The organism is Streptomyces sp. NPDC058195 (assembly GCF_042883525.1).
Taxonomy (GTDB): Bacteria; Actinomycetota; Actinomycetes; order Streptomycetales; family Streptomycetaceae; genus Streptomyces.
This window is the reverse complement of sequence record NZ_JBHVVM010000003.1, coordinates 294,287-321,244: the sequence shown is the minus strand read 5'-3', so window position 1 is coordinate 321,244 and position 26,958 is coordinate 294,287. Positions and strand designations below refer to the sequence as shown.

Sequence of the window (26,958 nt, the reverse complement as noted above, 5' to 3'; positions counted from 1 at the left end):
CCGCCGTGGCGCCTCCGGGGGCGCGTCCCCGGGGCCCGACGCCGTGGAAGGGCTGTTCTCGCGGACGTACCGGGCGGCGACCGCGGGCTTCGCCGCGGTGATGTTCCTGACCGGGCTCGCGGCGCTCGCCGTGGTGCCCACGCTGCCGACAGCGGTCCGGGACCTGGACGGGGTGGAGCTCTTCCCGCTGGTGGCGGGCTGTTTCGTGGCCGCGAGCCTGCTGGGCGGGGTGCTGGGCGGGCACTGGGCGGACCGCTCCGGGGCGCATCGCCCGCTGGCGGTGGGCATGGTGCTGGCGGTGCTCACCTTGCTGGTATCGGCCGCCAGCGGCTCGGTCTGGCAGCTGGCCGCCGGGCGTTTCGTGGACGGAGTCGCGGGCGGCATGATCGCGGTGTCCATCAACGCGGCGATCGGCCAGGCCTACCCCGACCGGCTCCAGCCACGGGCCCTGGCCCTGATGAGCGCCTGCTGGATCATCCCGTCGCTGGTCGGGCCGCCGCTGGCCGGGCTGGCCGCCGAATGGTGGTCCTGGCGTGCGGTGTTCTACGGTCTGGCCGCCCTGACAGCGCTCCCGGCCCTGGCGGTCGTCGCCGTGCTGCGCCGCCGTTCCTGGCAGCCCGCATCCGTGCCCGTCCAGGACGACACGCCGCGCCCCTCACTGATGGTGGCACTGGCGGTGAGCGCGGGCGCCGCGCTCGGCCAGTACGGAGCGTCGGGCTGGGACACGCGCCATCTGCTGTTCGCGGCGGCGGGGCTGGCTCTGCTGGTGCTGTTCGTCTCCCAGCTGCTGCCGACGGGCACCTGGCGCGCCGCGCGCGGTCTGCCCGCCACGGTGCTGCTGCGCGGGCTGAGTTCGGGAGTGTTCTTCACGCTGGAGGCACTGGTGCCGCTGATGCTGGTCACCGGCCGCGACGTGGCCCCGGTCGTGACGGGGCTGGCCTTCACCGGTGCCGCGCTGGCCTGGGCGGCCGCCTCCTGGGTGCAGGGCCGGCTGCCGCAACGGACCCCGCGGCACCGCCTGGTCGTGGTGGGCGCGTCGGTGCAGGCGGCGGCGGTGGTGCTCGCCGCCGTCGGATCGCTGCCCGGAATGCCACCGGTCATCGCCGCCTCGTCGATGGTCGTCGCCGCGAGCGGCATGGGCCTGCTCGCTCCCTCTCTGACCGTGCTCTCCCTCACCCACGCCCCCCACGGCCGGCAGGGCTACGCCAGCAGCGCCATGCAGACCAACCAGAATCTGGGCCAGATCCTGGTCCTGGGCGTCGCCTCCGCCGTCTTCAACGCCTTTCTGAGCGCAGGATCGAACGACCACGCCGGCTACGCCGCCGCGTTCGGGCTGCTGCTGGTGCCGGGCATCCTGGCGGCCGTGCTCGCCACCCGGGCCCGCAGCTCCTGACCGGAACACCGCTCAGGAGCAGGGGACTTGTCCGGTCCTGAGTCCGGGGCCTGCCCCGCGCCTGAGTCCGGGGCCTGCCCGGCTCAGGCACCGAGGGCATGCACGGCGATGCCCGCGCGCCCGGCGAGCGAGGTGAGCTCCGCCGCCCGCGCCGCCCGCAGACACACCACCGGATAGCAGTCCGACTCCAGATCGATCACGGCGAGCGCCGCGCCGACATCGCGGTAGCGGCGACCGCAGACCTCCAGGAAGTCGTACGTCGCCAGACGCAGGTCACCGTCCTCGAACAGCACCCAGGGATCGGCGGTCGGAGCGGAGCCCAGCAGGCGCAACTGGGCCCGGATCTCCTCCGGATGCTCCTTCCAGTCGAACTCGGCGAGCAGCCCGTGCGCGTACAGGGCGTCGACGAGCGCTATCCGGGGGAGCTCCGGTACGGGCTCGTAGACGCTCCGCTCCTCCAACTCGTCCGCGTACGCGCGCACATAGCCCTCCGGGTCGTCGTGGGCGAGCAGTACCCGCTCGGCGACAGCCGGATGAGCCGGGGCGAGCAGGGCCGCGGTGGCGGCCAGAGACGTGGCGACGACATCGGTGCCGGACATGGGCGTTCTCCTTCGACAGCCCCGGGGCCGCGAACGGCTCCGGTCGGTGAACGCCTTGGCCAGCGCTCAGGAGGGAGCCTGGCACAGGGGTACGACAGCCGGGACGAAGAGTCCGGTGGGCGACGCGTGCACCCTTGGCGGGGCACAGCGGATCAAACGCCAATAACCCGCCGGAATCAGGCGGAAAGTACCCCTGTGGGTGGAGGGTGGGGAAATCTACGCTCAGTCCCATGCGTGTACTTTTCGCCTCGACCCGCGGCGCGGGCCACTTCTACCCACTCGTTCCCCTCATCGACGCGTGCGCGGCGCGCGGCGACGACGTTCTCGTCGTGGCCCCCTCCGCGCTCGAACCGGTACTCGCGGCCCGCAAACAGCCGTACCGCATCGGCGGGGAGCCGCCGCAGGAGGCCATGGCCCAGATCAGAGCGCGGGCGATGACGCTTTCCCCGGACGACGGGGTCTCCCTGATGGTCTCGGAGGGTTTCGGGCGGCTCTGCACCGCCGCGATGCTCCCCGCGATGGAGCAGGCATGCCGGGACTGGCGGCCCGATCTGGTCCTGCACGAGACGTTCGAGTTCTCCTCCGTCGTGGCGGCCGGGCGCCACGGCGTCCCGCACGCCCGCGTCGCGGTCTCCGCCGGGCTCTTCACCGCGGCCACCGACCCGCTGGTGGGCCCGGTGCTCGACGCCTACGGCCCCGGCATCGCGCGGGGGCTCCTCGCGTCCCCGTACCTGACCCGGCTGCCCGCCACTTTGGACCCGTCCCCGTACGACGTGACCCACCGCTACCACGACGCCTCCCGGCCGGGGGCGCTGCCGGACTGGTGGGGCGGGGCGGACGAGCCGCTGGTCCACCTCACGCTCGGCTCCGAGGCGGGAGCGCTGCCGACCGCGGCCGGGCTGTACCGGGGCCTGCTGGATGCGGTCGGGGCGCTGCCGGTGCGCGTGTTGCTCACGACCGGGCACCACCTTGATCCCGCGGACCTCGGACCGCAGCCGCCGCACGTCCACGTGGAGTCATGGGTGCCGCAGGAGGACGTGCTGCGCCACGCGTCCCTCGTGGTGTGCCACGGCGGGTCGGGAACGGTCTACGGCGCCCTCGCGGCCGGTGTCCCGCTGGTCTGCGTTCCTCTCTTCGCCGATCAGCCGGAGAACGCGCGGCTGGTGGCCGGGTCGGGAGCGGGGAAGGCCGTCACCCCGGCGGGCGCGCGGGGTGACGAGTCGGCGGTGCTGAGCCCCGACGACGTACGGAGCGTCGGTGCCGCCATCGAACAGATCCTCGCGGAGCCGTCGTTCCGGGATCGGGCGGGGGCGCTGGCCGCGGAGATGGGAGCCGCCCCCTCCGCGGCCGAACTGCTCGCCGTTCTGGGCGGGTGACCACCGGTCATGGCCAGGGGCGGCCGGACCGGGCACCCGGCCCGGCCGCCCCGTCCGCCGGTCAGTCCCGGCAGGTCAGCTCCGGGTCAGGTCCGTGACCGCGTCCTTGGCCTCCCGCATGGCCTCCTTGGGCGTGGTCGAGCCGACCAGCACCGCCTGCACCTGCTTGGCCACCGCCTCCTCGATCTGGGCGCTCTTCGCGAAGCGCCAGAACGGGCTGCCGGTCGCCGTACCGGTGATCTTCTCGGTCCAGCCGGTGGTGAAGGCGTCGCCCTGGACCTTCGGGTCCTCCAGTCCCTCGGTGGTGGTCGGCGGCAGCGCGACCTTCTCGAAGTACTCGGTGACCGTCTTCTTGTCCGAGGTGGTGTGCAGCGCGAACTCGGTGGCCGCGTCCTGGCCGTGGCCCCGCACGACGACGAGGATCTGGCCCCACAGCAGCGCCCGCGGGATGTCGCCCTTCTGCAGCACCGGACGCGTCACCGGCTGCATCGCGCCGACGAGCTTCTTGTCCTTCGTCTGCGAGACGATCGCGCCCCTGCCCACCAGGGCGTCGTCGTAGAACGCCGCCCTGCCCTGGGCGAACAGGGCCCGTGCGTCGAAGCGGTCCACATCGGCGGAGATGAGCCGCTCGTCGTAGAGCCGCTTGTACCAGGTGACGGCGTCGATCGACGCGTCGTCGCCGATCGTCACCCGGTTGCCTTCCAGGAGCGTGCAGCCGAAGGTCTGCATCCACGGGAAGATGTCCTTGAGCTGCGCCACCTTCGTCGCCGCGGCGTACGGCACCACGCCGCCACCCAGCGCCTTCAGTTCACGCAGGACCGACTCGAACTCCTCAGTCGTGGTGGGGTGCTTGGTGATTCCCGCCTGGTCCAGCAGCTTTCCGTTGGCGACCAGGCCGATCGATCCGGTGGTCCACGGCAGCCCGAGCTGCTTCCCGTTGTACGTACCGCTCTCCAGCGCCACGTCCGTGTAGTCGCCGTTCGGGGCCGTCGTCGCCAGGTTGGCGAGCTTGCCGGTCTGGGCGACGGTGCCGAGCCAGGCGATGTCGAGCTGGACCGCGCCGGTGATCTCTCCGCCGCCCAGCTTGACGGTGAGCTGGCTCAGGTACTCGTTGTACGGGTACGAAGTCGTCTTGATGCTGGTGGACTTGAGTTTCTCCCAGTCCGTGACGATCTTCTCGACCGCGGGTCTGTTGGCCTCCTCGTTCATCGACCAGGACGTGAAGCGGAAGTCCTTGGCGCCGGTGTCGCCGCCGTTGGAGTTCGATCCGGCGAGGGACGGAGCGCAGGCGCTCAGCGCCCCGGAGCCCGCGACCCCGAGGGCGCCGAGGGAGAACATCCGAAGCGCGCTGCGTCGGCTGAGGTCGAACCTGGTCATGAGGGTTTCTCCGTACGAAGGTGAGAAGCGGGGGTGGGGAAGGGTGCCGCGGTCGGCGGTCGGCGGTCGGCGGTGGCGGCGGCGGTCAGCGCCGGGTGCCGGGGATGGCGCGTACGGCGTGACCGGCGGGCGGGGCCGTGGGGGCGCTCGTGGGGCGCGGGCCGGAGCCGCAACGTACTCCCGGTGACGGGAGGCGGCGGAAGGGCTCCGCGCCGCGGTGGCCGACCGCGCGGACGCCCGGAGTGCCGGACGGGGTGCCTGGGGGGAAGAAGCGGCCGAGGGGACCGCGTGCCACCGGACCGGGCCGATACCCGGCGGACGGTGGGTGGGGGGTGGGGGGCGCGCTGGGCCGATAGGCCCCGGCCGGGCCGAAGGCCCGTGGCTCGAACCGCCCGCTGAGTAAGCCGCTCAGCTCGGACATGGCCAGCCCCACGCTCTGGTCGTTCCCTCGATCGAATGCCGCGCACACTCCGGTGAACCCGGCGTGCAACATGCGGAATCGTCGTCCATTCATCACGGAAACGTCAACCCTTGAACGAGAAGTGTTTGCGCCGTGTTGGTAACGGATGTTGACGATCCCTCAGTACTGCGGGACGGGTTGAGATGCTCCGCCGCTCCATGCAATTCGATTGCACAAGATGGGAGCATCCTGCGGTGCCGCGAGGTCCGGTGCGGGTTCTCCCGTGGGGGCCCGCCGCCCGGCGGTGTACCGCCGCACGGCACACTGTCCGGACATTCCCCTGTGAGGAGACCAGCCCATGGCCCTGTTCGACCTGCCGCTGTCCGAACTCCGCTCCTACCGGCCACACATGGATGAACCGGCGGATTTCGATGACTTCTGGGCGAAAACCCTCGGTGACACCCGCTCCTACGACCTCGCGGCCTCCTTCGAGCCCGTCGAGACCGGGCTGACCGGCATGCGTACCTGGGACGCCACCTTCGCCGGTTACGGCGGCCACCCGGTCAAGGGCTGGTTCAGCGCTCCCGCGGGCGCCGAGGGCCCGCTCCCGCTCATCGTCCAGTTCCACGGCTACAACGGCGGACGCGGCCTGCCGCACACCCAGGGCCTGTGGCCGCTGGCCGGATACGCCCACTTCATCATGGACGTACGGGGCCAGGGCAGCGGCGGCAACGTCGGCGACACCCCCGACCCGGTCGGCTCGGGCCCCTCCCTCGCGGGCTTCATGACCCGGGGTATCGAGGACCCGCAAAGCTATTACTACCGACGGGTGTACGCCGACGCTGTACGCGCCGTCGAAGCGGCCCGGTCCCACCCGCTCGCCGACCCCTCCCGCACCGTCGTGCTCGGCGGCAGCCAGGGCGGCGGCATCACCCTCGCGGTCGGCGGACTCCTCCCCGACCTGGTGGCCATCGCCCCCGACGTGCCCTTCCTCTGCCACTTCGAGCGGGCTGTCACGCTCACCGACTCCAACCCGTACGCGGAGATCGCCCGCTACCTCAAGATGCACCGGGGCAAGGAGCGGACCGCCCTGCGCACCCTGTCGTACTTCGACGGCGTCTCCTTCGCGGCCCGGGGCACCGCCCCCGCGCTCTTCTCCGTCGGCCTGATGGACCAGGTCTGCCCGCCCTCCACGGTCTTCGCCGCCCACAACGCGTACGCGGGCCGCAAGGACATGGAGGTCTACTCGTTCAACGGACACGAGGGCGGCGACATGTTCCACGAGGCCGTCCAGCTCCGCTGGGTGCGTGACGCGCTGAACGACGCGGGCTGAACCGGGCCGGGCAGGCGGTCCCGCCTCCAGGCGTGGCGCGGGTCACGGACAAGGTGCGGGCACCGTGTATAGGGTCCAGCGGGGTACGTCAATACTCCGTGCCGGTGATCAAGAGCAAGGGCGGACCGTGCGGCAGAGGATCTATGCGCAGGCGATGCGCGGCACCGCCTGCGCACTGATGGTGTGGCAGGTCTGGCTGATGTGGTACATCGCCGCCCACGAAGCCGTGTCCGTGCGGTGGACCTGCGACGGGGCCGGCAGCTGCGGCAGTGACCAGTTCGCGTCGGCGGCCCCGTTCATCGGCATCGCCATGGCCGCCCTCCTCGGCCTGCTCTCCGCCCGCTACCTGCACCGGGCCGCCCCCGGCGCGATGGTCACGCTGTCCGCCACGGCCGCGCTGGCCGGCTGGTACGACGCGCTGGCCGAGGGCCTGGTCGAGCGGGCGACCACCACGTCCTTCCACATCATCTTCCCGTTCGGGGAGTTCACCGTCTCCAGCTGGCTGACCTTCCTGTGGTCCGTCGCGGGCGCGGGCTGCCTGGCCGCCTGGTGGGGCGCCGCGACCAGCCTGCGCCGGGGCGGGGGCCTGCGCAGGTTCTCCCGCCGCTACGCCACGGCCGACGCACAGCTCACGGGCTGGCGCCCCGCGGGCCGCGGGTACGGCGAGGTCACCGTGGTGTTCGACGACGCCGCCGGGGTCCGCCACGAAGTCCTGGCCGTCGTGGAACGCCTCGCGCTGCGGCGCGACGTCCTCGCGCTGTACGACGCCGACCGCCCCGACGACCCGGACCGCACCCGGGTCGTCATCCCCCGCAGGAAGGCGCTGCGCCTCGCATGAGCACCCCGACCCCTCCCCTCGCCGCCACGCTGCGAGGCCGCGTCCGGCTGCTCGGCGTGGTCTGCGCGCTCGGCACCGGACTCGCGCTGGCGGCCACGGTCCACGCTGCCCTGCACGGCCCCCGCTGGCTGCTGATCCTTGGGCTCCCCCTGACGGCTCTGGTCCTGACGGCGTACGGCCGGATCGCCGAGGACATGGGCACGACCGCGCCCGCCTCCGCGCTGCGCTCCGGCGGCCCGCGCGCCTTCGCGCCCGCCGTGGTCAACCAGGTGCGGACGGTGGACAGGTCGAGCGGGCGGCCCGTCACCGACGGGCGGGCGGTGGACTCCGTCTTCGCCTTCGACCTGACCGTGGTGGCCGACGGGCTGCCCCCGTACCGGGTCGAGGTCCGGCACCCGCTCGACCTCCAGGGGCTGCTGCACCGTTCCAGGGCGGTCGTCGAGTACGACCCCGGGCAGCCCTGGCGGGTCGTGGTCCCCAACAGTCCGCCGCGCGCCTGGCTGGCCCGCGCGGAACTCCTCACCCCGCCCGAGGGCGAGGTGAAGCGGCGCGGGCACGGCGCCCCGGTGGGCCTGTGGTCACTGGTGGCGGGCGTGGTGACCGCGGCCGTGCTGCTGGTGCTGGTCGCGGTGGTGGGCTGAGCCAGGGGGACCGGCGGGGCTCAGCTGTCGCGCGGGTACTTCTTGAGGACCTTGCCGTCCATGTCGGCCCGCAAGTAGGCGCCCCCGTACTCGTCCGAGACGTACACGCTGAGCGTCGGCCGGTAGTTCTCGAACGGGGAGGCGGGGTCGATGTCCACGTAGTGGGTGGTCGGCTCCGTGATCCCGAGTTCCTTGTCGGCCCGGCGGATCAGCCCCGGCAGGGCGTCCCAGTTGAACTTCTCCAGGTCCACGGCCCGGGCGCCCGACATGAGCGTGCCGCCCGCCCGGTCCCTGGTGGCCTTGCCGTCCCGGTAGGAGAAGACGTCGTACAGGGCCTTGTTCTTCGGGACCGGGGCCTCGGCCCTCGCGTGCACGTCGTACAGCGTGAACGAGGTGATCTCGGTGCCGCCCATCACCGGCTTGAGCGAGGCGATGACGGACCGGACGCCGGACGGCGTCAGCAGGTTCTCGGGGGCCGCCGGGGTCTGCCGGGGGGACTCCTTCGCGCTGTCCGCGGCGGGGCGGTCCCCCGCGGAACGGCCCGCCGCCGAGCGTTCGGACGGCGGCCGGTCCGAGGCGGACGCGGAGCCGCCGCCGGAGGCCCCGGTGGCCGAGTCGGGCAGCAGCGACCACACCAGGGCACCGGTCAGGGCCGTCCCGGCGAGCGCGGTGGCCACCCCCACCACCCGGCCCCGCCGGACCCGGCGGTTGATCTCCCGGGTGCCCAGCGTCGCGGGCGCGGGACGCGGGGGAGCGGGCGGGGCGAACGGACTGGAAGGCCGGGGCGCGGGGGCGGCGGGCAGGACGGCGGTCGGTCCGGGGCCGAAGTCCCGGACCGGCGGGGGCGCGTCCTGCGGGGCGGTCGCGGGCCGCAGGGGCGGCACGGCGTCCTGCGGGGACGCGGTCCGGGGCCCGGCCCCCTCGCCCACCGCGGCCAGCATCCGGTCCAGCTCCTCGGGGCCGGGCCGGGCGGCCGTGTCGCGGATCAGCAGCGCGGTCAGCACCGGGGCCAGCGGACCGGCCTGGCGGGGCGGAGGCACCTCCTCGTCCAGCACCGCGGCCAGCGTGGCCAGTGTGGTCGCCTTGCGCAGCGGATGGCGGCCCTCGACGGCGACGTACAGCATCATGCCGAGCGACCACAGGTCCGAGGACGGGTCGCCCTCGTCGCCGCGGATGCGCTCGGGCGCCATGTAGTCGGGGGAGCCGATGATGGAGCCGGTCGCCGTCAGGCTCGTGGACTCGCGGATCGCCGCGATGCCGAAGTCGGTGAGGACGGGGCTCCCGTCGGCCCGCAGCAGGACGTTGGCGGGCTTCACGTCGCGGTGCAGGATTCCGGCGGCATGGGCGGCCCGCAGCGCGGACAGCACACCGCGCCCCAGCCGGGCTGCCTCGGCCGGGGCGAGGGTGCCCCCGGCCAGGCGCTCCGCGAGGGAGGCGCCGGGCACCAGCTCCATCACGATCCACGGATACGTTCCCGCCCCGCCGTCCACGATGTGATGGACGGTGACGACCCCGGGGTGATCCAGCCGGGCCAGCGCCCGCGCCTCGCGCAGCACCCGCTCGCGCAGCAGCCGGGCCGACTCCGGGTCGTTCTCGGCCAGCGCGGGGTCCGGGGGCCGGACCTCCTTGAGCGCCACATCGCGGTGCAGGGCCAGGTCGTGGGCCCGCCACACCATGCCCATGCCGCCACTGCCGAGCCTGTCCACCAGCTCGAAACGGTCGTCGATCACACGGCGCTCAGGCCCCCCAGCGGTCATGGGGAGAGGGTACGGGGCGAGGCCACGGCGGCACGCACCCACCCCGCACGCTGGCATGATCGGGGCATGAACGAGAGCATCATCGCCGCGTGCGACGGCGCGTCCAAGGGCAATCCGGGACCTGCGGCCTGGGCCTGGGTGGTGGCCGACGCGCAGGGGCGGCCCGAGCGCTGGGAAGCCGGACCACTGGGTACCGCCACCAACAACGTCGCCGAGCTCACCGCGCTGTACGAGCTGCTGGCGGCGACGGACCCGGCCGTGCCGCTGGAGGTACGGATGGACTCGCAGTACGCGATGAACGCGGTGACCAAGTGGCTGCCGGGCTGGAAGCGCAACGGCTGGAAGACCTCCGCGGGCAAGCCGGTGGCCAACCGCGAGCTCGTGACCGGCATCGACGAGCGGCTGGCCGGCCGGACCGTGCGGTTCACCTACGTGCCCGCCCACCAGGTCGACGGCGACCCGCTCAACGCGATCGCCGACCAGGCGGCCAGCGAGGCCGCCGTGGCGCAGTGCCCGGCCGGTACCGCCCACGGCGCCACCGAGCCCCCGGTGCCCGCCCCCGCCCGCGCCGCCGAGTCCCGGCGCGGCGGCGCGTCGTCCGGGGGCGGGAAGCGTCCGGGCGCGTCCCGCCCGGCCCGGTCCGGCGGCACCGTCCGGGCCAGGTTCGCGGGCCGCTGCCGGTGCGGGCGGCCCTACGCGGCCCAGGACACGATCGCGAAGAACCCCGACGGCTGGGGCCACCCGGAGTGCCGTACCGCCTCCGCCTGATCCCGCCGGGAGGGCGGCGCCGGACCGGGGCCGCGTGCCATGATGCGGCTCGGAGAGCGGCACGCTGGGGGGCGGATGCGAAGCACGGGCACGGTTCTGCGGGAGCTGCGCGGCGCCCAGAAGACGGCCAGGGGAGTGTCGCTGTACTCGCGGTACGTGAACCGCCCGGCCGGTCGGCTGTTCGCCGCGATCGCGTACCGCATGGGGCTGACGCCCAATCAGGTCACCCTGGTAAGCGCGGTGTTCACCTTCTCCGCGATCGCCGCGGTGGCCCTGGTCCGGCCCTCGCCGGGACTCGCGCTCGCGGTCTACGCCGGTCTGGCCGTCGGCTTCGTCCTCGACTCGGCCGACGGGCAGCTGGCCCGGCTCACCGGCCGGGGCGGCCCGGACGGCGAGTGGCTGGACCATGTGGTGGACTGCGCCAAGATGATCCTGGTGCACGCCGCCGTACTGATCTCGTTCCAGCGCTACGGCGGGCCGCCCGGCGGGGGCTGGATGCTGCTGCCGCTGGGCTTCCTGTTCACCGCCGTGCTGACCTTCTGCGCCGGTCTGCTGCGCGAGCAGCTGGGCAGGGCGGCCGCGCGGCCCGGCGCGGCCCCCGCGGCCCCGGCCTCCCGGCTGCGGGCCGTCGCGCTGCTGCCCGCGGATTACGGGGTGTTCTGCCTGGTGTTCCTGCTGCTCGGCGACCCCGACGCGTTCCGTACCGGCTACGCGGCCCTCGCCGTCGTGCACGCGCTGTTCCTGGTGCTGTTCCTCGTCAAGTGGTTCGGGGAACTCAGAGCGCTCCGGACTGACGGCTGACGATCAGCTCCAGCGCCCGGCGCAGCTGGGTGCTGGAGGTGTGCACGGTGTACGGGAAGTAGACGACCTCCACACCGACCTCGGCGAAGTCGCGTTCCAGCCGTTTTCCGCGCTCGGTGCCCCGCCAGTCGTCCCCCTTGAACAGGACGTCGAACCGCACCTGCTGCCAGGTCTCCACCTTGTCCGGCACCGTCTCCACGAACGCGGCGTCCACGTAGCGCACGCTGCGTACGATCTCCAGGCGCTCCGGAAGCGGTATCACCGGCCGGTGCCCCTTCGCGCGTTCCGCCATCTCGTCGGAGACGACTCCGGCCACGAGGTAGTCGCACTGACTGCGGGCATGCCGCAGGATGTTGAGGTGCCCCACATGGAACAGGTCGTAGACTCCCGGCGCGTAGCCGACCCTGTGCGCCATCCGTTCTCTCCCCCCACGGTGAGCGCGACGCCCGCATCCCGCACGGCCGTTGTCCGGACATGCCGTCCGGTGCGGTGGGATGTCGGCATCGGCGTTGATGGTCCAACGACCTTACTGTGAAGACCACTTGCGCATCTCGTGAACGGATAAGCTCGCTTTTGGGGCCGTTCCCTGCGGGGAACACAGAAGGTCCCGGGGGGAAGGCGAGCGCCATGACCGATGCCGAGCTTCACCGACCGTTCGACGGCCGCACCCTGCTGGTCGTCTCGACGAACTACGCGCCCGAGCTGACCGGCATCGGCCCGTACGCCGCCCAGCTCGCCGAACACTGGGCGGCGGCCGGGGCCGACACCCACGTACTGGCCGGAATGCCGCACTACCCGTCCTGGCGGACCGACCCGCGCTACCGGGGGGTGTGGCGGGCCACCGAGGAGCGGGCCGGAGTCACCGTGCACCGGCGCAGGCACTACGTACCGCCCCGCCAGAGCGCCCTGCGCAGAGCCCTGTTCGAGGCGACCGTGCTCGGTCACGGGCTGTTGTCACCGCCGCGGGTGCGCCCGCCGGACGCGGTCGTCTCCCAGATCCCCAGCCTCGCCGGAGGGGTGATCGGGGCCCGGCTGGCCGCCCGGCACCGGGCCCCGTACATCCCCGTGGTGCAGGACCTGATGGGCGCCGCCGCCGCGCAGAGCGGCATCCGGGGCGGGAGCAGGGCGGCAGCCCTCGCCACGGCCGCCGAACGCCGCGCGCTGCGCTCCGCCGCCCTGGTCGGCGTCATCCACGAGAGCTTCGTGCCCCGCGTCGCCGCGTACGGCGTGGACCCGGGCCGCATCCGTACCGTGCCCAACTGGTCCCATGTCAAAGCCCCTTCGGTCGACCGGGCCGGAACCCGGGCGCGTCTGGGCTGGAGCGACGGCATCCCGGTGGTCCTGCACGCCGGCAACATGGGGCTCAAGCAGGGGCTGGAGGTACTGGTCGACGCCGCCCGCCTCGCCCCCGGGATCCGCGTGGTGCTCATGGGCGACGGCAACCAGCGCGAGGCGCTGCGCGGGCGCGCGGCGGGCCTGCGCAACCTCGACTTCCTTCCCCCGGCCGGCGAGGACGAGTTCACCGACATCCTCGCCGCCGCCGATGTGCTCGCGGTGACCCAGCGGGCCTCCGTCCTCGACATGAGCGTCCCCTCCAAACTCACCTCCTACTTCGTCTCGGGCCGCCCCGTCGTGGCCTCGGTCGCCGAAGGAGGCGGCACCGCCCAGGAGGTCCAGCGCTCCGGCGCCGGTCTGCTCGTCGCCCCCGAGGATCCCGCCGCCCTGCTGTCGGCGGTACGCAATCTCGTCGAGGCCCCGGCCGGAGCGGACGCCCTCGGCGCCAACGGGCCGCAGTACGTCGCACGCCACCTGGGCCGGAAGGCGGGTCTGGCCCGCTTCGACGCCCTGCTCACCGAGGTCCTCGCGGACGCACAAGGGAGACCACGTCGATGAACCAGCCGAACGGCACCCTGGAGGACCAGGACGAACCGGCTCTGCTGCGGGACCAGTTCCGTCAGCTGCTGCGGTACCGGACCCTGCTCGTCTCCGGAGTGGCCGCCGGTCTCCTCGGCGGCGGCTGGCTCGCCCTCGGCGGGGAGGACGGCTACACCTCGACCGGTGAAGTCGTCGTACGCTCCGCCGCCTCGGACCCCTTCGCCGCCGGTGCCTCCGCCGACAAGGGCATCAACATCGGCTCCGAACGGCAGACCGCCGTCAGCGACACCGTGGGCGCCCTGGCCGCCGCCAACCTCGCCAGACAGGGCGACCAGGTGGAACTGCGGGACCTGCTGACCGGCCTCCAGGTCACCAACCCGCCCAACACCCTGGCCCTGCGCTTCGCCTACACCGGCCGCACCCCCGCGCTCGCCCAGCACCGGGCCCAGGCCCTGGCCGCCGCCTACCTGGAGATCCGGCAGCAGCGCACCGAGAACAGCATCGCCAACATGGTCCAGGGCTACCGCGCCCAGCTCGCCCCGCTCACCGCCCAGCGCGACCAGCTGGCGGAGCAGGCCGCCGGAAGCGACGACGTGACCAGCGCGCGGGCCAACCTGGTGGTCTCCATCTCCGAACTCTCCCGGAAGATCTCCGAGCTGCGCGCCCTGGACACCACACCGGGCTATCTGACGAAGAAGCCCGCCGCCCCGACCGAACCCAGCGGCGCCTCCCTGCCGCTGCTGCTCGGGCTCGGCGGCGTCGTCGGAACCGCGCTCGGGCTGCTGCTCTCCTGGGTGCGCCTGGTCTTCGACCCGGCCGTGCGCTCGACCCGGGAGCTGGTCCGCTCGCTCGGCGCGCCCCTGCTCGGCACCCTGCCCAGGGAACGCTCCTCGACCGGAACGCCGCTGGCCATCGGCCGCGGCGGCAGCCGGCTGGCCGAGGAGTACCGCGCGGTGGCCTTCCGGCTCGCCTACGACCCCTCCTTCGCCCAGAGCCGCCGGCTCCTGGTCACCGCCCCGCGCGGGGACGGCGCCGCCGCGGCCGCCGCCGCGGCCAACCTGGCCGCCGCCTTCGCCGAGATGGGCCGCGACGTCATCCTGGTGGAGGCCGATCTGCGGACCCCCGCACTGGCCGCCAGCCTCGGCCCCGCGGTCCAGGGCTTCCCGCCGCGCTGGGCCAGCCGCGGCGGGCACACCTGGCCGTCCGAGAGCCGGATGAACGTGGACGTACCGGGCTCGGGCGCCTTCACCCTGATAGCGGGCCGCCGCACCGACAACGTGCCGCGCGCCCTGACCTCGGCCCTGGTCGGCCGCATCCTCGCCGAGGGCGACCGGCCCGGCGCCGTGGTCATCGTGCTGGCCCCGCCCGTACTGGCGTACGCCGACGCCGTCGCGCTGCTCGACCGGGTGGAGGGCGTCGTGGTGGTCTGCGACCCGCGCGAGGTGCACCGCAGCGACCTGCAGCGCATCCGGGAGATCATCGACGGGGCGGGCGGCTCGGTGCTCGGCGCCCTGCTCCACCCCGGTCTCGGCCGCCACGAACGCCGGGCCCGCACACGCGGCGCCGGACACCGGCCGGGCAGCGGGCAGCCGGAGCGGCGCAGCGGACCGGGCGGCCCCCCGGCCGACAGCGGCGACCCCACCCAGACCCTCGGGCTGCGCCCCTTCGACCCGGCCGCCGGACACAGATGAGGGCACGGACCGCGATCGCCTGCTCGGTCGCGGACCAGGGGGTGGCCGCGCTCACCAACATCCTGGTGCTGGTGAGCGCCGCCCGGATCTCCACCGTGGCCGACTTCGCCCGCTTCTCGGCGGTCTACCTGGTCTTCACGGTCCTCCTCGGCATCTCCGGCGCCTACACCGGCCAGCCGCTGGTGCTGCGGCGAGGCGACGACGAGGAGGTGCGCGGCGCCTGCCGGTTGTCGGTCGCCTTCACCCTGCTCGCGGCGGCGGCGCTCGGCTCCCTGCTCGCCGGGATCTGCCTGCCGCTGTCCGGGGCCACCCCGGCGGCCCTGCTGGCCCTGGGCGTCGTGCTGCCGGTCGTCCTGGGCCAGGACACCATGCGGTACGCCTTCTCCACCCTGCACCTGCCGCACCTCGCGCTGGCCGGAGACGTGCTCCGGCTGGCCTGTGTGCTGGGCGCCCTGGCCGTGCAGCCGCACGGTGTCTCCGCCGCCCGGCTCGTCGCGGTCTGGGGGCTGGCCACGCTGCCCGCCCTGCTGCTGTCCGCCGCCCTGCTCGCCCGCACGGCGGCCGGGACACCGCTGCGGCTCGGGGCCCTGCTGCGCCGGGGTCATCTGGGGCGGCGCTTCGTGGTGGAGTTCGGGGTGGGCAACGCGACCGCCCAGCTCTCCGTGCTGGGCCTCGGAACGGTCGGCGACCCGCTGGTGGTGGGCGCCCTGCGCGGGGCGACCACCCTCTTCGGCCCGCTGAACGTGCTGTTCGGATCAGCCACCGGCTTCGGCCCGCCGCTGCTGGGCCGCCTTGCCGACGACCGGCGCAGGATACGGGCCGCCGCGGTGCTCGCGGCCGTCCTCGCGGCGACCGCCGCCGCCTGGGCCGTCACTCTGGCCCTGCTGCCCGAACCGGCCGGCCGCCGGCTGCTCGGTGACACCTGGCCCACCGCGGCCGCCCTGCTCCCGGCGACCGGCAGCCAGTACGCGGCGATGGCCGTCGCCACCTGCGGTCTGCTGGCCTTGCGGGTGCTCGACCCACGCACCACCCTCGCCGTCCAGGTGGTCTTCTCGTTCACCGCCGTCGCTCTCCTCATCGGCGGGTACGTGCTCGGCGGGGTGCCGGGCGCCGCCTGGGGGCTGTGCCTGGGCTCGGTGTGCAAGGCACTGGCCACCTGGGGCAGAGTGGTCCGGCTCGGGCGCCGCGCCGTCGCCGGGCGGCCGACGGTCAGCGCGGACCCCGCCCCCGGGCCCGTGCGCCCGAAGTCCGCAGGCTCGTGACCAGCAGCAGGCACAGGGCCGCCACGGCGGGCTTTCCCACCGCCTGCAGCAGGGGCCCGCGCAGCAGGATGAAGGTGTACCCGGCGACCAGCGGCACCATCACCGCGAGGACGCTGCCGGGCCCCGGGCCCGCCCGGGAGACCGCCCGCGCGTAGCGCCGGTCGGCACGGGCGGCGGCGTACCCGATCAGCGCGAACGCACCGGCCATGCCCGGCGCGCCGAAGTCCACCCAGACCTCGGTCCACAACGGTGCCGACAGATTGGTCATGCTCATCCCCATCCACTGGCCGACGCGCACCCCGGTGTCCTCCGGTTTGCCGTCCCACACCGAACGGGGCACGAAGAACAGCGCGGAACCCGCCAGCTGACTTCCGTAGGTGTGGCCCTGGCCGTCCACCCACGTGATGGCGTTGGCGAACATCACCGTCTGGTCGTAGTCCTTGGTGGCCAGCGGCTCGAACACCGACGACGAGTCCATCGGCCGGTACCCGGAGCCGTCGTAGCGGAACCGGTCCGCGTACGGGAACAGCACCAGCGCCCCCACCACCCCCACCGCCAGCACCGAGCGGTACATCGCCGCACTGCTCGGGAACGCGGTGAACAGCAGCGAGACCAGTACCGTCAGGAACCAGTAACGGGCGTTGGAGAAAGGGTTGTTGACGACGATGTTGAGCGCCACGAGCCCCGCCCAGACCAGCACCGTCGACGGGGAACGCCGTGCCCGGCGCGAGGTCACCAGCCGGCGTGTGAAGAACAGCAGCGCGAGCAGTGCCGGAACCGTGCCGAAACCCTTGAGGAAGGCAGAGCCCACATTGGACTGCCCCGACACCACACCGCTCGCCGCGACCGAGGCGCTGATCTCCTGACGGCTGCTGAAGAAGACCGCGGGCCCGCCCAGCTTCACGACGTAGTAGCCGCTCGCCGCGAACGCCAGCACCACCAGCACCCTCAGCCGCACCGGGTGCGCGACGGCCGGTCCGCGTCCCGGCCGCAGGGGCGGCCTCGCGCGCAGCGGCCGCCTGGACGCCAGCAAGGCTCCCAGATCGAACGCCGCGCACCCCAGCAGGACCAGCGCCACCGCCGTCACCAGGTCCGAGCGCGGCCCCACCGCAGGCGTGGGCGTCCGCCCGAGGACCAGCTGGGCGAACGGCGCCACCCCCATCGCGATGTACACGAACATCCAGAACACGCCCTGCAGCAGGCGCCGCCGGGTGGAAAGGATCATCGTCGCGAGCCGGGCCCCCGCGTAACAGGTCAGCACGAGCTGGAGCCAGTACGCGGTGTCCCGCACCCCGTCGCCCGGCTGCGCGGCGATCACCGCGGGCAGGAAGCAGACCAGGGCCAGGATGAGCGGGGCGGCCAGGGCGCGCGAGAGCATCGCCCACGACATGGGCTTCGCCGGTGGAGCGGCCTCCCGCGCGGACATCATCTGCTCCCCGTCTCCCTGGATCAGCGGACCGCGAACCCGTGAACACTCTAACGAATCAACCCACTTGGGAGGTTTGGATGACTAATCTGGAGAGCTCCGGCCGAGGTCGAGGGGGCCCTGGTGAAGATCCTGCACATCGTCACACTGCACACCCCGGACCACGCGTTCGGCGGGCCGACCAGGGTGGCGCTCAACCTGTCGAAGGCCCAGCGGGCCGCCGGGCACGACGCCAGGATCATGGCGCTCGGCGACGGCTTCGAGGGCCCGCTGCCGCGCACGGTCGAAGGAGTCCCGGCCCACCTCTTCCGGGCCCGGCACCTGCTGCCCGCCTTCGAGGTCAGCGGCATCACCTCCGGCGCGCTGCTGCGCACCGCCCACCGCATGGAGCGTGGCGCCGACCTGATCCATCTCCACCTGATGCGCGACCTGGTCACCCTCCCCGCCGGGCTGCTCGCCCTGGCCTCCGGCACCCCCATGGTCGTCCAGACCCACGGCATGGTGGACCCCACCGAGAACCGGATCGCCCAGCTGACCGATCTGCTGGGGGTCCGCCGGGTGCTGCGCGGCGCCGACGCCGTACTGCACCTCACCGAGACCGAGCGCCGTGAGGTGAACGCGGTCGCCGCGCCCGTGCCGCTGACCCGCACCGTACGGCTGGTCAACGGCGTACGCCCGCAGCCGATCAAGCCCGCCCGGCCCCCGGGGCGGCCCCCGACGGTGCTCTTCCTCGCCCGGGTGCAGCAGCGCAAGCGTCCGGAGGACTTCGTCGCCGCGATGCCGACGGTCCTGGCCCGGTACCCGGACGCCCGCTTCGTACTGGCCGGACCCGACACCGGAGCCCTGGCCGCGACCCTCGAACTGGCCCGCGGACTGGGCGTCCTGGGCTCGCTCGACCAGGTGGGAGCGCTCGGCCACGAGGAGGTCCTGGCGGCGGGACGGCGGGCCGATGTGTACGTGCTGCCGTCGATCGAGGAACCGCTCGGTGTCTCCGTCCTGGAAGCGATGTCGGTGGGCACTCCCGTGGTCATCACCCGCACCTGCGGACTCGCCCCCGACGTGGCGCGCGCGGGCGCGGGCCGGGTGATCGGCAGCCGGGCCGGTGAGGACGCCGGGAACGCGCTCAAGGTCGCCGGGGCCGTCCTGGAACTGCTCGACCCCGAGACCAACGCCCGTGCGGGAAAGGCCGCATGGGAACTGGTCAACGCGGACTTCACCATCGAGGCCGTGACCGATTCCCTCCGGCGGACCTACGAGGACGTGGTCCGCCGGAGGGGCGGCCGGGTCAGAAGGAGCGCCCCTCGCGGGTCTTGAGCGCGATCTGCCAGCGGTAGAAGCTCATCGCCAGAGCGAAGTCGAACCCCGCCCGCCCGTCGAGGAACCCCCGTCGGTACACGTACATGTAGACGAAGGACACCAGCGGCTTGAACGGCGCCTTGTGGAACAGCTGCCCCTGGCGCGACTTCGCCCGGCGCACCTGCTCCTTGACCTCGGGATGGTGTTCCAGCCAGGCTTCCCAGTCCGAGTAGCGGTTGTGCCGTTCGAACCAGGCGGCCACCGGGTCGAGGTCCTGGTGCTCGATCGGATGGCGCAGCGACCCGACCGGATCAGCGACCGGCTGGTAGTGGCCCTCGACCTCGCCGATGCCCGGCGCGTCGAGGTCCGCCACTTCCGGGTACCGGCAGCGGGTCCGGTCGGTCAGCGACCGCTTGCGGATGGTGTAGCCGTGCCGCAGCCGCTTCCCGGCGAACCAGTAGCCGAGCGGGATGTCGTACGCCGCGGGCTTCGGCGTGACGGGATCGGCGAAGATCCGGCGCAGTTCGGCCAGCAGACCGGGGCTGAGCCGCTCGTCCCCGTCGAGCAGCAGGATCCAGTCCAGGTCCGGACGGACGTGGTCCAGACACCACTGCTTCTTGCGCGGATGACCGCCGTCCCAGGTGTACGTGATCACCTCGGCCCCGCAGTCCTCGGCGATCTTCACCGTGTCGTCCGTGCTGTGCGAGTCCACCACCACGACCGCCTCGAAACGGCCGAGTACCGAGCGGACCGCCTCGGCGATGTTGAGCCCCTCGTTCTTCGTGGGGATCACCACGGCTATCGGCAGCTTCTTCATCCGATGCCCCCTTCGGGCAGCCAGGCGTAGCAGCCTGCGGAGGTGAGGACGCGGGCCTGCGGGCCCACGGTGATCACGGTCCGCTTCCCGTTCCCGCCACCGTTCCCCCCGGCGAGGGAGGTGCCGTCGGCCCCGGTGATCTGCCAGGAGCAGCGTGCGGTGGGGGAGACGACCCGGTAGCGGCCCGGCCGCAGCCGCGCACCGCGGTACGTGCCGTCCGCGTACCCCCGGGCGGCCTCCCGCAGCAGGTCCCGGCGCTGGGTGCAGAGGTGCTCGATCGCCGGTTTCGCGTCCGGGATCTCGCCGGTCACGATCGCGCCGACCGCCACGTCCCGGTCGGCCTTCACCAGATAGCGCAGCCGGTCGCAGGTCTCCTGGCCGGTCTGGAGCACGGCCGCCGGGTCCATGCCCCGGGGCACCCGGCCGGTCAGGTACTTCTTCTGCTTCACGGTGAACGATCCGGTGGCCGGGGTGAGCTGCTCGACCGGTACCTTCGGCTGCGCGCTGGCACCCAGGGGGGCCTGGGCTCCCGGCGCGGGGGCGGCGGGCCCGGCCTGGCGGGAGGCGAGCGGGGACCGTACCGTGCCGGTGCCGCCCGCCTCCGGCGCCCCGCCGGGGGAGGAGGACGCGGACGAGCCGCAGGCGGCCAGCACCGCCGTCAGTACGACGACGGCGGCACCGGCCCCGAAAGGGTGCCTCATTTGCTGGTCCTCAGCGCGTAGTGGGCGCTGACCTGCGCACTGCTCAGGGCGGTCGGGTAGACGGCGGTCTCGTCGACCTGCCCGGCGAAGAACGGGCTGGACGGCTTGCTCGGCCAGCCGTTCAGATTGTCCCCGCCGACCCGCCAGTAGCCGTCGTACTTCTCGTTGCCGGTGTACTGGGCCGACTTGACGCGCAGCACCCCGTCCACGTAGAGCGCCATGCCGCCGGTGCCCTGGGTGGCGACGACGTGGTGCCAGGCTCCGTTGTTGTACGCGGCGGGGGTGGTGATGGTCCGGGCGCTGCCGCTCTTCACCCCGAAGACGAGCTTCCCGTCGTTGCGCATGTACACATGCTTGTCGTACTGGGTGCTGTTCTGCATGGTCAGATTGCTGAAGCCGATGATCCGCCCGCCCTTGGCGGTCGTCGTCCTGAACCAGGTCTCCACCGAGAACCGGGCGGGCTGCGGGTGGCGTTTGTTGCTGTAGACGTACTGGCTGGTGCCGTTGAGGCCGAGCCCCGTGGACGGGCCCGCGACGGCGCCCGGACTCACCTGCCGGGTGGGGGAGTTGCGCGCGAATCCGCTGTTCCGGCCGCCGCCGGTGTCGCCGACGAACGTCGAGGTGTCGTCGTAGCGCCAGTACAGCGAGGCACCGTCGGCGATCACCCTGGCGGGGTACTTCGCGGCGGCGGACGCCACGGTCGCCGAGACGGCGGGCGACTTGGCGCTGGTGTTGGTGCCGTCGCTCGCGGAGATCCGGTACGAGTGGGTCTCGCCCGCGGCCACGTCCGTATCGGTCCACCTCAGCTGCGGACGGTCCCAGAACACCGAGCGCGCCGTCGTGGTGTACACCGGGGTGGTCGAGCCGTCCCGGTAGATCCGGTAGGTGAGATCACCGTCGTCGGTGTCGAAGCTGGTCTGCCAGTTCACCTCCACCTTGCCCGCGGCGACCGTGGACAGGCTGACGTTCGGCACCCATGGCGCCCCGGTGTCGGGGCCGTCGGCGAACCGGGTCAGTCCCTGCTGGCCCGCGCCGTTGACGGTGGTGAACTCGCCGCCCACCCACAGATAGTGATGACCGTCCCGGTCGGCCTGGGCCATCACCCGCGGCCCGACCGGCTCGCCGATGCCGTCGTTGGTATCCGGGAACCAGGGAAGCAGCTTCGGATCGGTGACGGACTGGGCCAGCAGATGCTTGCGCGGCTGGTTGGGGAACTCGCCCATGGTGGCGCAGTCATGGGCATGACTCCCGCTGTACAGCACGCCCTTGTGCACCAGCACGGCCTGGGTGGCGCCGAGGCAGGTGTCCCGCCAGCGCTGCCCGAAGGTGCTCAGGTCCAGGGCGATCCGCCCGTCGAACACACCGCCCCCGGTGCCTTCGTTGGCGGTGTAGAAACCGGTGGCGTCCGTGGCCAGGTCCTTCACCACGGAGGTGTTGGGGATGAACCCGGCCGGATAGCTCTTCTTCACCGTCCCGGTCGTGGCGTCGACGACCGCCAGCGCGTGCGACGTGGTGCCGTTGACGGTGAAGAAGTCACCGCCGAGCAGGACGTTCTTGCCGTCCGGCGTCAGCTCGACCGCGCGGCCCACCTCGTCGGTGTTCGCCTTCCAGGGCTTCAGCGCGGCCGCCGTGGTGACCGCGGCGAACTTGTTCCTGGTCTGCCCGGCCACCGAGTTGAAGTCGCCGCCCAGGTAGACGGTGTCGGCGGTGACGGCCAGCGCCCGCACCGTCGCGGTGACAGCGAGCTTGAAGTCCTGGCGCGGGGTGCAGGTGGCGGTGTCGATCGCGGCGATGTTGCTCACCCCCACGCCGCTCACCGACCCGAACTGCCCGCCCACGTACAGGGTCTTCTGGTCCGGCGAGAGCGCCAGGGCGCGTACCGTCGCCGTGCCGGACGACAGGGTGAACGCCAGGGTGCAGCCGGTCGGCGCGCCCGTAGCGGCGTCGAAGGCGGCGAAGTTCACCGCGGGCTGCTCCGAGGTGCCGGCCGCCGCGCCGGGCGGCCGGACGGTGGAGAAGGTGCCGCCGGTGTAGACGACCCCGTTCGACGAACCGGCCATCGCCCAGACGATGCCGTTGGTCTGCCAGGTGGAGAGGTTGTCCGCGGTCAGCGCGACCGGCGGGGTGAGGGCCGAGGCCGGGGAGGTCCCGGAGGCGGCGGTGGCGGACAGCGCACCGGTGAGCAGGGCGAGCGCCGCGGCGGCGGCACGCAGCCGGCCGGGCCCGGAGCGTTTGCGCCCCGTGGTTGCGTTCATCATTGGGCTCCGAGAGTGAGAACGAGCGGCGGCCGGCCGGCCGCCGCCGGGAAGAGGCGCGCAGGGGCGCGGTTGCCGCGAGGTCTCATCGGTCCACCCGAACGGACGCTCCGGCGAGTTGGTCGGACAGCTGGCGGATGTCCGCCTCGACCATGATCCTGGCGAGCTCCCGGGACCGCACGACCGGTTTCCAGCCGAGCAGGTCCTCGGCCTTGGCGGCGTCCCCGATCAGGGCGTCCACCTCGCTGGGACGTTCGTACTTGGCGTCGTGGCGGACGTGCTCGCGCCAGTCGAGGCCCGCGTGGGCGAAGGCGTACTCCAGGAACTGCCGGACGCTGACACCCTCGCCGGTGGCGACCACGAAGTCGTCCGGAGCGTCACGCTGGAGCATCCGCCACATCGCCTCGACGTACTCGGGGGCGTATCCCCAGTCGCGTACCGCGTCGAGATTGCCCAGGTGGAGATGGGTCTGCAGACCCGCCTTGATCCTGGCCACGCCACGGGTGATCTTCCGGGTCACGAAGGTCTCGCCGCGGCGCGGGGACTCGTGATTGAAGAGGATCCCGTTCACCGCGAACATCCCGTACGCCTCACGGTAGTTGACGGTCGACCAGTACGAGTAGACCTTCGCGACGCTGTACGGGCTGCGCGGATGGAACGGGGTCCGCTCGTTCTGCGGCGGCGGGTTGGCGCCGAACATCTCGGACGACGACGCCTGGTAGACCCGGGTGTCGATCCCGCTCGCGCGGACCGCCTCCAGCAGCCGGACGGTCCCGAGGCCGGTCACGTCCCCCGTGTACAGCGGGGCGTCGAACGAGACGCGGACATGCGACTGCGCGCCCAGGTTGTAGACCTCGTCCGGCTGGATGTCGCGCAGCAGATTGACCAGCGCGACACCGTCGGCGAGGTCGGCGTGGTGCAGCAGGAACGAGCGGTTCTCCTCCTCCGGACCTTGATAGATGTGGTCTATGCGCTCGGTGTTGAAGCTCGACGAGCGTCTTATCAGCCCATGGACCGTGTAGCCCTTGTCCAGCAGCAGCTCGGCCAGGTACGAGCCGTCCTGCCCGGTCACGCCGGTAATGAGCGCGGTCTTCGCCACCATTCCCCCTTCTCCGGTCACCACAGTGGCCGTTGTTCCGCACCGAATACTTCCCGCCGAAATATCTGAATGGAGCGATCCGCGGCAAGACGTCACCACCGGCTGTGACGGCTGGCAGAATCCGGCGTATGACGACTGATCTCCCCGGACGGTCCCGGGAATCCGCCCGTCCGCTGCTGCGATCCGGTGCGCGCGTCTTCGTCGCCGGGCACCGCGGTCTCGTCGGCTCGGCGATGGTCCGGCGCCTCGCCGCTGAGGGGTACGAGGTAATCACCCGGGACCGTGACCGGCTCGATCTGCGCGACGGCGCGGCGACCGGGGAGTTCCTCCGTGCGGCCCGGCCGGACGCCGTGGTGCTGGCCGCCGCCCGGGTCGGCGGGATCATGGCCAACAGCACGTACCCGGTGCAGTTCATCGAGGACAATCTGCGCATCCAGCTGAGCGTGATCGCCGGGGCGCACGCGGCCGGGGCCGAACGGCTGCTGTTCCTCGGCTCCTCGTGCATCTACCCCCGGCTCGCCCCGCAGCCGATCCCCGAAAGCGCCCTGCTCACCGGCGCGTTGGAGCCGACGAACGAGCCGTACGCCCTCGCCAAGATCGCCGGGATCGTACAGATCCAGTCCTACCGGCGGCAGTACGGCGCCTCCTACATCAGCGCCATGCCCACCAATCTCTACGGGCCGGGCGACAACTTCGACCTGGAGACCTCGCACGTCCTGCCCGCGCTGATCCGCCGCTTCCACGAAGCCCGCGGCGGTGGCGAGCCGGAGGTCACGCTCTGGGGGTCGGGACGTCCGCGCCGGGAATTCCTCCACGTCGACGACCTGGCCGCCGCCTGCCTTCTCCTGCTGGAGCGCTACGACGGCGAGGAGCCGGTCAACATCGGCTGCGGAAGCGATCTGCCGATCCATGAACTCGCTTCCCTGGTCCAGAAAGTGACTGGATTTCAGGGGTCGGTCACCTGGGACACGAGCAAACCGGACGGCGCCCCGCGCAAACTGCTCGACGTCTCCCGCCTCACCGCCCTCGGCTTCGCGCCGCGCATCACGCTGCGCGACGGAATCGCCGGGACCTACGCCTGGTGGCTGGAACAGCACGTCGCCCGGGACTGAGCCCCGGGACGCACCGGCCCGGGGCGCGATGACTCCTCGCATCGCCCGCCGCCGCTCAGTACGCCCCGCGGCCGTCGGCGACGGCGCGCAGCGTTCGGGCCATCAGTCCCATGTCCGTGGCCACCGACCAGTTGTCGACGTACCACAGATCGAGGGACACCGTCTCCTGCCAGGACAGGTCGGAACGGCCGCTGACCTGCCACAGACCGGTCAGCCCCGGCTTCACCGCGAGGCGGCGCAGCTCGCGCTCGTCGTAGCGGGACACCTCGTCCGGCAGCGGGGGGCGCGGGCCGACCAGCGACATGTCGCCGCGGAGCACGTTGACCAGCTGGGGCAGCTCGTCGAGGGAGGTCCGGCGCAGCAGGCGGCCGATGACGGTGACCCGGGGGTCGCGGCGCATCTTGAACATCGGGCCGTCGGCCTCGTTCGCGGCGGTCAGGCGCTGCTTGCGGCTCTCGGCGTCGGGGACCATGGTGCGGAACTTCCACAGGGTGAAGGGCCGGTTGTGCTGCCCCTGGCGGATCTGGCGGTGGAGGACCGGTCCGGCGGAGCCGAGCCGGACCGCCACGCCGATCAGCACCAGCAGCGGCGCCAGGGCCAGCAGGCCCAGGACGGCGCCGAGGCGGTCCACTACGGCCTTGACGACCGGCTGCGGCCCCCGGCGCAGGGGCGGAGCGATGTGCAGCAGGGTGAGTCCGGCCGCCGCGACGGGCCGGATGCGGGCGGCCGCGATGCCCGAGAGCCCCGGCAGGACGGACAGCGGGAGCCCGCCGTCGTGCAGCCCCCAGGAGAGCCTGCTCAGCCGTTCCTCGGAGAGCTGGGGTCCGGGCACCACCAGGGCCAGGTCCGCGTCCTGGGCGAAGGCCCCGCCCAGCACGGTCGACACGTCGTCGTCGGCGGGCTCCGGGGCGAGACGGCCCGGCACCGGCACTCCGCACTCCAGCGCCACGCCCCCCACCGGAACCGCGGCCACGACCCGGTACGGATGGTCGGCCCGGGACGCGAGCAGCCGGACCGCCCGTTCGACCCCCGGCGCCTCGCCGACCACCAGCACCCGCCGGACCGCGCGGCCCCGGTGCCCGGTCCGGGGGAGCCGCCGCAGGGCCTGCGCCGCGAGCGCGGTGGGCAGTGCGGGCAGCACGGCCAGGACCGCCGTGCCGGGGCTGGCCGGATCGCCGGTCAGGGTGCGCAGGACGGCGAGCGCGCCCACGAACAGCAGCCAGTCACCGGCCGCGCCCAGGACGCCCGGGGCTTCGCCGGGGAGGCGGTCGGCGTACCGGCCGCGTAACGCCCGCAGGCCCGTCCAGAGCAGCGCGGCCACGGCCACGGACGCGACGAGCGGCGCCGGGGACAGGCCGTCGGCGCGCAGCACCAGCCACGCGGGTACCGCCAGCCCGAGGAGCTCGGCGCCGAGGAGCGCCGGTATGAGGGCCGGTATGCCGGGTATGCGTCCGGTCGCCGCTCCCCTGGCGGCGGCGGGGAGCCCCGCTCCTTCACGCGGTGCGGCCGGTGCTCTTCGCGGCGCGTCGGGTCCGTCGCCGCGGGGCCGGTCCGGCAGCAAGCGCGGGCGTGGGGCCCTGGCCGCTCCCAGCCGCGCGGTCCTGTCCGAATCGGGTAGCTCGACATGCCTCATGAACCCCCCAGTCACGATCGCGGCCTCACAAACGGGGCGCATCCGTCCATCTCATGGACTGACGGATGCGCCCGCGCTCGCTGCACGATATCCACACGTGTGGCATTTCGCTGGAGTTCTCGTGAAGTTCAGACATGCGCACTGGCTCGGGCCTCGTCCCGTTCCGTAACGGATCTCTTGGTCTGTGGTTATGTGTGGCATTTGGAGTGCACCTGAATCGGGTGGTGTGCGGATATGTGCACCGGTGATCGCCCGGGGCGTCCACCAGGTTGGTCCGCGACGCCATGTCGTCGGGAGGTCTTCCCCGGCCAACAAACGAGCGACTGGCGGCACGGTGACGCTCGTTGGCCGAAACGTTTCGGTGTGGCATGGGACGGGTGTGCCGACGGACCCGGGGGCGGGTCCGACCGCCCCCGGCCCGGCCAGGTGCCTGCCGCTCCATGACCTCGGCCCGCTCCCTCGCAGGCGCGTTCGATCCGGAGCCGTGCCACGGAGGCCGCCCGGCGCC

The 26,958-nt window shown here is 72.9% G+C and carries 22 protein-coding genes; 12 read left to right on the top strand and 10 right to left on the bottom strand.

The window, feature by feature from the left end:
• Positions 1-43 precede the first annotated feature (43 nt).
• Positions 44-1,393, top strand: coding sequence for an MFS transporter (locus tag ACFVWY_RS05540; protein WP_389867579.1), 1,350 nt, complete (start codon positions 44-46; stop codon positions 1,391-1,393).
• A gap of 83 nt (positions 1,394-1,476) precedes the next feature.
• Here the strand turns inward: ACFVWY_RS05540 and ACFVWY_RS05535 are convergent, their stop codons facing one another.
• Positions 1,477-1,992 (bottom strand): hypothetical protein, encoded by a 516-nt coding sequence (locus ACFVWY_RS05535; RefSeq protein WP_389867577.1) that lies wholly within the window; start codon positions 1,990-1,992, stop codon positions 1,477-1,479.
• Between the two features lie 230 nt (positions 1,993-2,222).
• On the opposite strand from ACFVWY_RS05535, the gene ACFVWY_RS05530 reads away from it, so the two are divergent.
• The gene (locus tag ACFVWY_RS05530) at positions 2,223-3,368 is read left to right on the top strand and encodes a glycosyltransferase (RefSeq protein ID WP_389867575.1); all 1,146 of its coding nucleotides are present in this window, start codon (positions 2,223-2,225) and stop codon (positions 3,366-3,368) included.
• 75 nt (positions 3,369-3,443) lie between these two features.
• Here ACFVWY_RS05530 and ACFVWY_RS05525 read toward each other — a convergent pair whose 3' ends face one another.
• On the bottom strand, positions 3,444-4,745 hold the full coding sequence (locus ACFVWY_RS05525) for an extracellular solute-binding protein (RefSeq protein WP_389867574.1): 1,302 nt from the start codon (positions 4,743-4,745) through the stop codon (positions 3,444-3,446).
• Between the two features lie 758 nt (positions 4,746-5,503).
• Between ACFVWY_RS05525 and ACFVWY_RS05520 the strand changes: the two genes are divergently transcribed.
• The 3 genes from ACFVWY_RS05520 (at position 5,504) to ACFVWY_RS05510 (ending at position 7,957) form a co-directional block, all read left to right on the top strand.
• A complete protein-coding gene (locus ACFVWY_RS05520; RefSeq protein WP_389867572.1) occupies positions 5,504-6,478 on the top strand; it encodes an acetylxylan esterase in 975 nt (324 codons plus the stop codon).
• 127 nt (positions 6,479-6,605) lie between these two features.
• Positions 6,606-7,316, top strand: coding sequence for a hypothetical protein (locus ACFVWY_RS05515; protein WP_389867571.1), 711 nt, complete (start codon positions 6,606-6,608; stop codon positions 7,314-7,316).
• Complete coding sequence (locus ACFVWY_RS05510) at positions 7,313-7,957, top strand: hypothetical protein (protein ID WP_389867569.1); 645 nt, start codon at positions 7,313-7,315, stop codon at positions 7,955-7,957. Before ACFVWY_RS05515 ends, ACFVWY_RS05510 begins: the two co-directional genes overlap by 4 nt.
• Before the next feature lie 20 nt (positions 7,958-7,977).
• On the opposite strand, the gene ACFVWY_RS05505 is transcribed toward ACFVWY_RS05510, so the two are convergent.
• Positions 7,978-9,714: a protein kinase gene (locus ACFVWY_RS05505; RefSeq protein WP_389867568.1), complete on the bottom strand. Its 1,737-nt coding sequence runs from the start codon at positions 9,712-9,714 to the stop codon at positions 7,978-7,980.
• 66 nt (positions 9,715-9,780) lie between these two features.
• Between ACFVWY_RS05505 and ACFVWY_RS05500 the strand changes: the two genes are divergently transcribed.
• Together ACFVWY_RS05500 and ACFVWY_RS05495 are read left to right on the top strand one after the other, a co-directional pair.
• Positions 9,781-10,482 carry a ribonuclease H gene (locus ACFVWY_RS05500; RefSeq protein ID WP_389867566.1) on the top strand — a complete coding sequence of 234 codons (702 nt, stop codon included), beginning with the start codon at positions 9,781-9,783 and terminating at the stop codon, positions 10,480-10,482.
• Positions 10,483-10,557: 75 nt separating this feature from the next.
• Positions 10,558-11,283: a CDP-alcohol phosphatidyltransferase family protein gene (locus tag ACFVWY_RS05495; protein ID WP_389867564.1), complete on the top strand. Its 726-nt coding sequence runs from the start codon at positions 10,558-10,560 to the stop codon at positions 11,281-11,283.
• Here the strand turns inward: ACFVWY_RS05495 and ACFVWY_RS05490 are convergent.
• On the bottom strand, positions 11,258-11,698 hold the full coding sequence (locus tag ACFVWY_RS05490; protein WP_389867563.1) for an adenylyltransferase/cytidyltransferase family protein: 441 nt from the start codon (positions 11,696-11,698) through the stop codon (positions 11,258-11,260). The genes ACFVWY_RS05495 and ACFVWY_RS05490 overlap by 26 nt on opposite strands.
• Before the next feature lie 212 nt (positions 11,699-11,910).
• Between ACFVWY_RS05490 and ACFVWY_RS05485 the strand changes: the two genes are divergently transcribed.
• Genes ACFVWY_RS05485 through ACFVWY_RS05475 form a run of 3 tightly spaced genes read left to right on the top strand, consistent with a single transcriptional unit; the run spans position 11,911 to position 16,111 of the window.
• Positions 11,911-13,176, top strand: a complete 1,266-nt coding sequence (locus ACFVWY_RS05485) for a glycosyltransferase (RefSeq protein WP_389867561.1) — start codon at positions 11,911-11,913, stop codon at positions 13,174-13,176.
• Entirely contained in the window at positions 13,173-14,849 is a 1,677-nt protein-coding gene (locus ACFVWY_RS05480; RefSeq protein WP_389867559.1) for a lipopolysaccharide biosynthesis protein, read from the top strand. Before ACFVWY_RS05485 ends, ACFVWY_RS05480 begins: the two co-directional genes overlap by 4 nt.
• Positions 14,846-16,111: a hypothetical protein gene (locus ACFVWY_RS05475; RefSeq protein ID WP_389867558.1), complete on the top strand. Its 1,266-nt coding sequence runs from the start codon at positions 14,846-14,848 to the stop codon at positions 16,109-16,111. The genes ACFVWY_RS05480 and ACFVWY_RS05475 overlap by 4 nt, the downstream gene beginning before the upstream one ends.
• Here ACFVWY_RS05475 and ACFVWY_RS05470 read toward each other — a convergent pair.
• Complete coding sequence (locus tag ACFVWY_RS05470; protein WP_389867556.1) at positions 16,059-17,540, bottom strand: hypothetical protein; 1,482 nt, start codon at positions 17,538-17,540, stop codon at positions 16,059-16,061. The genes ACFVWY_RS05475 and ACFVWY_RS05470 overlap by 53 nt on opposite strands.
• 120 nt (positions 17,541-17,660) lie before the next feature.
• Here ACFVWY_RS05470 and ACFVWY_RS05465 point away from each other — a divergent pair, with 120 nt between their 5' ends.
• Positions 17,661-18,851, top strand: coding sequence for a glycosyltransferase (locus ACFVWY_RS05465; protein ID WP_389867555.1), 1,191 nt, complete (start codon positions 17,661-17,663; stop codon positions 18,849-18,851).
• Here ACFVWY_RS05465 and ACFVWY_RS05460 read toward each other — a convergent pair.
• The 4 genes from ACFVWY_RS05460 to gmd all read right to left on the bottom strand — a co-directional run bounded on the left by ACFVWY_RS05460 (position 18,823) and on the right by gmd (position 23,705).
• Positions 18,823-19,650 (bottom strand): glycosyltransferase family 2 protein, encoded by an 828-nt coding sequence (locus tag ACFVWY_RS05460; RefSeq protein WP_389867553.1) that lies wholly within the window; start codon positions 19,648-19,650, stop codon positions 18,823-18,825. The two genes, ACFVWY_RS05465 and ACFVWY_RS05460, sit on opposite strands and share 29 nt — an antisense overlap.
• Positions 19,647-20,351 carry a hypothetical protein gene (locus ACFVWY_RS05455; RefSeq protein WP_389867551.1) on the bottom strand — a complete coding sequence of 235 codons (705 nt, stop codon included), beginning with the start codon at positions 20,349-20,351 and terminating at the stop codon, positions 19,647-19,649. Before ACFVWY_RS05455 ends, ACFVWY_RS05460 begins: the two co-directional genes overlap by 4 nt.
• A complete protein-coding gene (locus tag ACFVWY_RS05450; RefSeq protein WP_389867549.1) occupies positions 20,348-22,609 on the bottom strand; it encodes a LamG-like jellyroll fold domain-containing protein in 2,262 nt (753 codons plus the stop codon). Before ACFVWY_RS05450 ends, ACFVWY_RS05455 begins: the two co-directional genes overlap by 4 nt.
• Positions 22,610-22,691: 82 nt before the next feature.
• Positions 22,692-23,705, bottom strand: a complete 1,014-nt coding sequence (gmd, locus tag ACFVWY_RS05445) for a GDP-mannose 4,6-dehydratase (RefSeq protein WP_389867745.1) — start codon at positions 23,703-23,705, stop codon at positions 22,692-22,694.
• Positions 23,706-23,833: 128 nt separating this feature from the next.
• On the opposite strand from gmd, the gene ACFVWY_RS05440 reads away from it, so the two are divergent.
• Positions 23,834-24,817, top strand: a complete 984-nt coding sequence (locus ACFVWY_RS05440) for a GDP-L-fucose synthase family protein (protein ID WP_389867547.1) — start codon at positions 23,834-23,836, stop codon at positions 24,815-24,817.
• A 55-nt stretch (positions 24,818-24,872) separates the two neighbouring features.
• Here the strand turns inward: ACFVWY_RS05440 and ACFVWY_RS05435 are convergent, their stop codons facing one another.
• Positions 24,873-26,450, bottom strand: coding sequence for an exopolysaccharide biosynthesis polyprenyl glycosylphosphotransferase (locus ACFVWY_RS05435; RefSeq protein WP_389867546.1), 1,578 nt, complete (start codon positions 26,448-26,450; stop codon positions 24,873-24,875).
• Positions 26,451-26,958: the final 508 nt, after the last annotated feature.

What these genes read in the sequence shown, in the direction of transcription:
- ACFVWY_RS05535 (WP_389867577.1), bottom strand. Translation starts at nt 1,992, where the DNA reads ATGTCCGGCACCGATGTCGTCGCCACGTCTCTGGCCGCCACCGCGGCC.
- ACFVWY_RS05530 (WP_389867575.1), top strand. Translation starts at nt 2,223, where the DNA reads ATGCGTGTACTTTTCGCCTCGACCCGCGGCGCGGGCCACTTCTACCCA.
- ACFVWY_RS05525 (WP_389867574.1), bottom strand. Translation starts at nt 4,745, where the DNA reads ATGACCAGGTTCGACCTCAGCCGACGCAGCGCGCTTCGGATGTTCTCC.
- ACFVWY_RS05520 (WP_389867572.1), top strand. Translation starts at nt 5,504, where the DNA reads ATGGCCCTGTTCGACCTGCCGCTGTCCGAACTCCGCTCCTACCGGCCA.
- ACFVWY_RS05510 (WP_389867569.1), top strand. Translation starts at nt 7,313, where the DNA reads ATGAGCACCCCGACCCCTCCCCTCGCCGCCACGCTGCGAGGCCGCGTC.
- ACFVWY_RS05505 (WP_389867568.1), bottom strand. Translation starts at nt 9,714, where the DNA reads ATGACCGCTGGGGGGCCTGAGCGCCGTGTGATCGACGACCGTTTCGAG.
- ACFVWY_RS05500 (WP_389867566.1), top strand. Translation starts at nt 9,781, where the DNA reads ATGAACGAGAGCATCATCGCCGCGTGCGACGGCGCGTCCAAGGGCAAT.
- ACFVWY_RS05495 (WP_389867564.1), top strand. Translation starts at nt 10,558, where the DNA reads ATGCGAAGCACGGGCACGGTTCTGCGGGAGCTGCGCGGCGCCCAGAAG.
- ACFVWY_RS05490 (WP_389867563.1), bottom strand. Translation starts at nt 11,698, where the DNA reads ATGGCGCACAGGGTCGGCTACGCGCCGGGAGTCTACGACCTGTTCCAT.
- ACFVWY_RS05485 (WP_389867561.1), top strand. Translation starts at nt 11,911, where the DNA reads ATGACCGATGCCGAGCTTCACCGACCGTTCGACGGCCGCACCCTGCTG.
- ACFVWY_RS05480 (WP_389867559.1), top strand. Translation starts at nt 13,173, where the DNA reads ATGAACCAGCCGAACGGCACCCTGGAGGACCAGGACGAACCGGCTCTG.
- ACFVWY_RS05475 (WP_389867558.1), top strand. Translation starts at nt 14,846, where the DNA reads ATGAGGGCACGGACCGCGATCGCCTGCTCGGTCGCGGACCAGGGGGTG.
- ACFVWY_RS05470 (WP_389867556.1), bottom strand. Translation starts at nt 17,540, where the DNA reads ATGATGTCCGCGCGGGAGGCCGCTCCACCGGCGAAGCCCATGTCGTGG.
- ACFVWY_RS05460 (WP_389867553.1), bottom strand. Translation starts at nt 19,650, where the DNA reads ATGAAGAAGCTGCCGATAGCCGTGGTGATCCCCACGAAGAACGAGGGG.
- ACFVWY_RS05455 (WP_389867551.1), bottom strand. Translation starts at nt 20,351, where the DNA reads ATGAGGCACCCTTTCGGGGCCGGTGCCGCCGTCGTCGTACTGACGGCG.
- ACFVWY_RS05450 (WP_389867549.1), bottom strand. Translation starts at nt 22,609, where the DNA reads ATGATGAACGCAACCACGGGGCGCAAACGCTCCGGGCCCGGCCGGCTG.
- ACFVWY_RS05440 (WP_389867547.1), top strand. Translation starts at nt 23,834, where the DNA reads ATGACGACTGATCTCCCCGGACGGTCCCGGGAATCCGCCCGTCCGCTG.
- ACFVWY_RS05435 (WP_389867546.1), bottom strand. Translation starts at nt 26,450, where the DNA reads ATGAGGCATGTCGAGCTACCCGATTCGGACAGGACCGCGCGGCTGGGA.